Consider the following 4,443-nt stretch of genomic DNA (forward strand, 5'->3'; position numbering starts at 1 on the left):
TATGATATAATATAGCTAATTTATTATTTTGGAGGACATTATGGCTTTAGCAAAAATCGTTTATGCCAGTATGACCGGTAACACGGAAGAAATCGCAGATATCGTTGCCAAAAAATTGGAAGAATTAGGTCACACTGTGGATGTAGACGAGTGTACAACGGTTGATGCCGCTGATTTTGAAGACGCGGACATCTGTATTGTAGCAACTTACACATATGGTGATGGTGAGTTGCCAGATGAAATCGTTGACTTTTACGAAGATTTGGCTGATCTTGATTTGTCAGGCAAAATTTTCGGTGTTGTAGGTTCAGGAGATACCTTCTACGATTATTTCTGTCATTCAGTAGATGAGTTCGAAAATCAATTTACTTTTACAGGTGCGACCAAAGGTGCGGACAGTGTCAAGGTTGACCTTTCTGCTGAAGATGAAGATATCGAAAACCTTGAAGCTTTCGCTGAAAAAGTTTCAGAAGCATTAGCATAAGAAAAAAGCAGAGTAAAGTCTGCTTTTATTGTAGTCAAATTTGGAGTTTTTATGAATGAAATAGAAAGAGATTTTAGGACGCAATCTCTGCATCTCCTTTGGTCTGTTTGGCGAGGAGTTCTAGTTGGAGTAACGGCAGGAGCAGTTGTAAGCCTGTTTCGCTGGTTAATTGCTAAGGGGGCCAAAATCTCGGTATCCATTTACCAAGACGCCCTGCACAAACCAGTACTTATTTTAGGAATTGTCTTTGTCAATTTGCTCTTTGCCATTTTAATTGGTTATCTCATTAAGCAGGAAAAGGACATCAAGGGCTCAGGGATTCCCCATGTTGAAGGGGAACTGATGGGACTCTTACATCCGTCTTGGTGGTCAGTATTATGGCGTAAGTTCCTAGGAGGTGTCCTTGGGATTTCTATGGGACTGATGTTGGGACGTGAGGGACCTAGTATTCAACTAGGTGCCATGACTGCTAAGGGATTGGCCGAGGGACTTAAGCTCTCTGCCCGTGAGAAGCGCGTCTTGATTGCAGCAGGAGCAGCAGCTGGTCTATCGGCTGCCTTCAATGCTCCTATCGCTGGACTTTTGTTTGTTGTCGAAGAAGTCTATCATCATTTCTCTCGTCATGTTTGGGTGACTGCTTTAACGGCATCTTTAGTAGCCAACGCAGTTTCATTACGTATTTTTGGTCAGGTACCAGTCCTTGCCATAACTGAAAAACTACCGCTCTTTCCTTTGAAGGATTATTGGATACTTATCGTTTTGGGTATTTTTCTAGGTGTGCTTGGATACGGTTATGAGTGGGTTGTCTTACGTATTGGTAAATTATATCAAGTATTAGGGAAAATCTTCCACTTACCCTCTCATTTTCATGGCCTTTTGGCAGTTCTTTTTATCATTCCTATAGGCCTTTATTTCCCCCATCTTTTAGGTGGTGGGAATGAATTGATTCTTTCCTTAAATGATTTGCATCCTGCTCTAACTGTGGCTAGCCTTTATTTGGCTATTCGCTTTATTTGGAGTATGTTGTCATTTGGGTCTGGTTTTCCTGGTGGTATTTTTCTTCCAATTCTGACTCTTGGTGCTCTCTCTGGTAGTGTTTTTGCTGCAGCATTTGAAAATCTAGGTTTCTTGGATTCGACTAAACTCCCCATCTTCATCATCTTAGGCATGGCAGGGTATTTTGGAGCAGTATCCAAGGCTCCACTGACTGCGATGATTTTGGTGACTGAGATGGTAGGAGATCTTCACCAGTTAATGACAATTGGTGTCGTGACTCTAATTGCCTATCTGGTCATGGACTTCTTGGGAGGTGAACCAGTCTATGAAGCTATGCTTCATCATTTGATTGACCAATCACCAAAACAAGATGACAAAATACCTACCATGATTGACCTACCTGTTTCAGAGAGTTTAGCTGGTCAATTGGTTAAGGATTTGACTTTACCTGATGGCGTTTTGATTTCTACTCAGATATTCCAAGACCAGTCTGAGGTCGTTCATGGTGACACACGTCTAAAGGCAGGGGCTACTCTATATTTGGTTGTCAATGAAAGTAATATCAGTCAGGTGAGAAAACTCTTTTTATAACGAAATCGGTGATCTGGGGCTCTTTTGTCCTCAGGTCATTTTTGTTATAATGGAGAGAATAAAAGGAGGTTAGTATGGACTTAAATGAGATTCGCCAACAGATTGACACAGTTGATAATGAGATTGTGGCCCTGTTGGAAGAACGTATGAAATTAGTAACTCAGGTAAGTGCTTATAAACAGCGCACTGGAAAAGCAATCTATGATCCTGAGCGTGAGCAGGCCTTGCTGGATAAAGTAGCAGCGAGTGTCGAAAATCCAGAATACAAAGAGGCCATCGTAGCTAGCTTTGCAGATATTATGAAGCATTCTCGCACTTATCAAGGACGTAAGTTGGATGGAAAGTAGGGACTGAGGATGAAAGTAAGACAATTAAGTGATAGTCGAGGTCTCTCATACTTACAATTAGTCATTTTGAGTCTTTATGCAATCTTTTTAGGAGTACTGGTTGGACTGATTGATGCTATTTTTGGCCGTGTTCTCATAGGATTTTCAGAATATCGGGACCACCATCTCTTTTATCTGGTCCCCGCACTTCCTTTGGCTGGTCTTTTGATTGTCTACCTTTATCAAAGATTTGCAGGAAAGGCAGCGCAAGGAATGGGCTTGATTTTTAAAGTAGGTCATAATGAAGAGGAGCAAGTCCCCCTAAGGTTAATTCCCCTTGTAACAATAACAACATGGCTAACCCATCTTTTTGGGGGCTCTGCAGGTCGAGAAGGAGTTGCTGTGCAGCTAGGTGCAACGGTTTCCCATGCTTTTAGTCGCTACTTTAAGATACCTAATGCCTCACGACTTTGCTTGACAATGGGGATGGCAGCAGGTTTTGGAGGGCTCTTCCAAACACCAATTGCTGCGACCTTTTTCGCTATTGAGGTCTTGACACTAGGTCAGTTAAGCCTCCCAATTCTAGTACCAACTCTTATCGCATCTTTTGTAGCTAGTACAACAAGTCATCTCTTAGGACTTGAAAAATTTAGTCACTTTGTATCTGACAGTTTGAGTATTGATCTTGAGACTTTTCTTAAATTAGCTCTTTTAGGTCTTACCTTTGGTTTAGTAGGTAATCTCTTTGCCTATCTATTGTCAATGGCTAAAAAGAAGGTTGCTAGTAGTCTTCCTAATCCCTACTATCGTGTTCTTTTAGGAAGTATCGTATTGACCTGTCTTCTTTTGCTTTTGTGGAAGGGGCGCTATACGGGACTTGGAACAAATTTGATTGCTTTAAGTGTTGATGGTGGTACAATCTACCCATTGGATTGGCTCTTGAAATTACTCTTGACAGTCTTCACTCTATCTCTTGGTTTCCAAGGAGGAGAAGTAACACCCCTGTTTGCTATAGGAGCAAGTCTTGGCGTAGTGCTAGCACCAGTTCTTGGTCTTCCTCTCCCTCTTGTAGCAGGTCTTGGTTATCTGTCGGTCTTTGGTAGTAGCACCAATACACTATTAGCACCGATTTTTATTGGTGTTGAGGTCTTTGGTCCCGCTAATGTAATCCCATATGCGATTGTCATGGCCTTTGCTTATCTTATCAATCATAAGACAAGTATTTATGGTCAACAAAAAATGCTAGAAATGCAATAAGATACTAGACATTCTGATAAATTTTTGATAATATATTAAGAGTGTGTAATGGACACACAAAAATAACGGCTAATCCGCTGAGACACAGAGGTTGCTCTTAAGATTAGTAAGATAGGAGTATATAAAAATGAATCCATTGATCCAAAGTTTGACAGAAGGTCAACTTCGTACTGACATCCCATCATTCCGTCCTGGTGACACTGTTCGCGTTCACGCGAAAGTTGTCGAAGGAACTCGCGAACGTATCCAGATCTTTGAAGGTGTAGTTATTTCACGCAAAGGTCAAGGGATCTCAGAAATGTACACAGTTCGTAAAATCTCAAGCGGTATCGGTGTTGAACGTACTTTCCCAATTCACACTCCACGTGTTGATAAGATTGAAGTTGTACGCTACGGTAAAGTCCGCCGTGCTAAACTTTACTACTTGCGTGCTTTGCAAGGTAAAGCTGCACGTATCAAAGAAATCCGTAAATAATTTACAGATTTCAACAAAAAAATCTGTCCTTGTGGCAGATTTTTTCATAAGTCCTCTTAGTTAAATGGATATAACAACTCCCTCCTAAGGAGTCGTTGCTGGTTCGATTCCGGCAGGGGACATCAAAAATACTTTGATTGTACCTGGAATTAAGTTGCAGTTTATTTTTAGTAAGGTCTTGACAATATATATATATATATATATATATCAGATTGAAGACAAAGTCCTTGGAACACAAGTTTCCAAGGGCTTTTCTTTATGTAAAGTCGTATAATAGATATAAGAAGAGTTGTGAGGTGTTCCCTATGTTTCAC

5 protein-coding genes and 1 tRNA gene are annotated in these 4,443 nt (G+C 40.8%); all 6 read left to right on the forward strand.

The genetic code is table 11. The features are described from left to right. Nucleotides 1-40: 40 nt before the first annotated feature. The 6 genes from RWZ99_RS08830 to RWZ99_RS08855 all read left to right on the forward strand — a co-directional run bounded on the left by RWZ99_RS08830 (nucleotide 41) and on the right by RWZ99_RS08855 (nucleotide 4,251). Entirely contained in the window at nucleotides 41-484 is a 444-nt protein-coding gene (locus RWZ99_RS08830; RefSeq protein WP_002883520.1) for a flavodoxin, read from the forward strand. Nucleotides 485-535: 51 nt separating this feature from the next. After that, nucleotides 536-2,071 carry a chloride channel protein gene (locus RWZ99_RS08835; protein WP_314678171.1) on the forward strand — a complete coding sequence of 512 codons (1,536 nt, stop codon included), beginning with the start codon at nucleotides 536-538 and terminating at the stop codon, nucleotides 2,069-2,071. 74 nt (nucleotides 2,072-2,145) lie between these two features. Then, entirely contained in the window at nucleotides 2,146-2,418 is a 273-nt protein-coding gene (locus RWZ99_RS08840) for a chorismate mutase (protein ID WP_314678173.1), read from the forward strand. A 9-nt stretch (nucleotides 2,419-2,427) separates the two neighbouring features. Continuing rightward, nucleotides 2,428-3,654, forward strand: a complete 1,227-nt coding sequence (locus RWZ99_RS08845; protein ID WP_314678175.1) for a voltage-gated chloride channel family protein — start codon at nucleotides 2,428-2,430, stop codon at nucleotides 3,652-3,654. A 127-nt stretch (nucleotides 3,655-3,781) separates the two neighbouring features. Further along, nucleotides 3,782-4,129: a 50S ribosomal protein L19 gene (gene rplS / locus RWZ99_RS08850; RefSeq protein WP_002950935.1), complete on the forward strand. Its 348-nt coding sequence runs from the start codon at nucleotides 3,782-3,784 to the stop codon at nucleotides 4,127-4,129. 50 nt (nucleotides 4,130-4,179) lie between these two features. Then, nucleotides 4,180-4,251 (forward strand) — tRNA-Arg (locus RWZ99_RS08855). Nucleotides 4,252-4,443 lie beyond the last annotated feature (192 nt).

Origin of the sequence: uncultured Streptococcus sp., assembly GCF_963545685.1 — a bacterium.
GTDB lineage: Bacteria > Bacillota > Bacilli > Lactobacillales > Streptococcaceae > Streptococcus.

What these genes read in the sequence shown, in the direction of transcription:
- RWZ99_RS08830 (WP_002883520.1), top strand. Translation starts at nt 41, where the DNA reads ATGGCTTTAGCAAAAATCGTTTATGCCAGTATGACCGGTAACACGGAA.
- RWZ99_RS08835 (WP_314678171.1), top strand. Translation starts at nt 536, where the DNA reads ATGAATGAAATAGAAAGAGATTTTAGGACGCAATCTCTGCATCTCCTT.
- RWZ99_RS08840 (WP_314678173.1), top strand. Translation starts at nt 2,146, where the DNA reads ATGGACTTAAATGAGATTCGCCAACAGATTGACACAGTTGATAATGAG.
- RWZ99_RS08845 (WP_314678175.1), top strand. Translation starts at nt 2,428, where the DNA reads ATGAAAGTAAGACAATTAAGTGATAGTCGAGGTCTCTCATACTTACAA.
- rplS (WP_002950935.1), top strand. Translation starts at nt 3,782, where the DNA reads ATGAATCCATTGATCCAAAGTTTGACAGAAGGTCAACTTCGTACTGAC.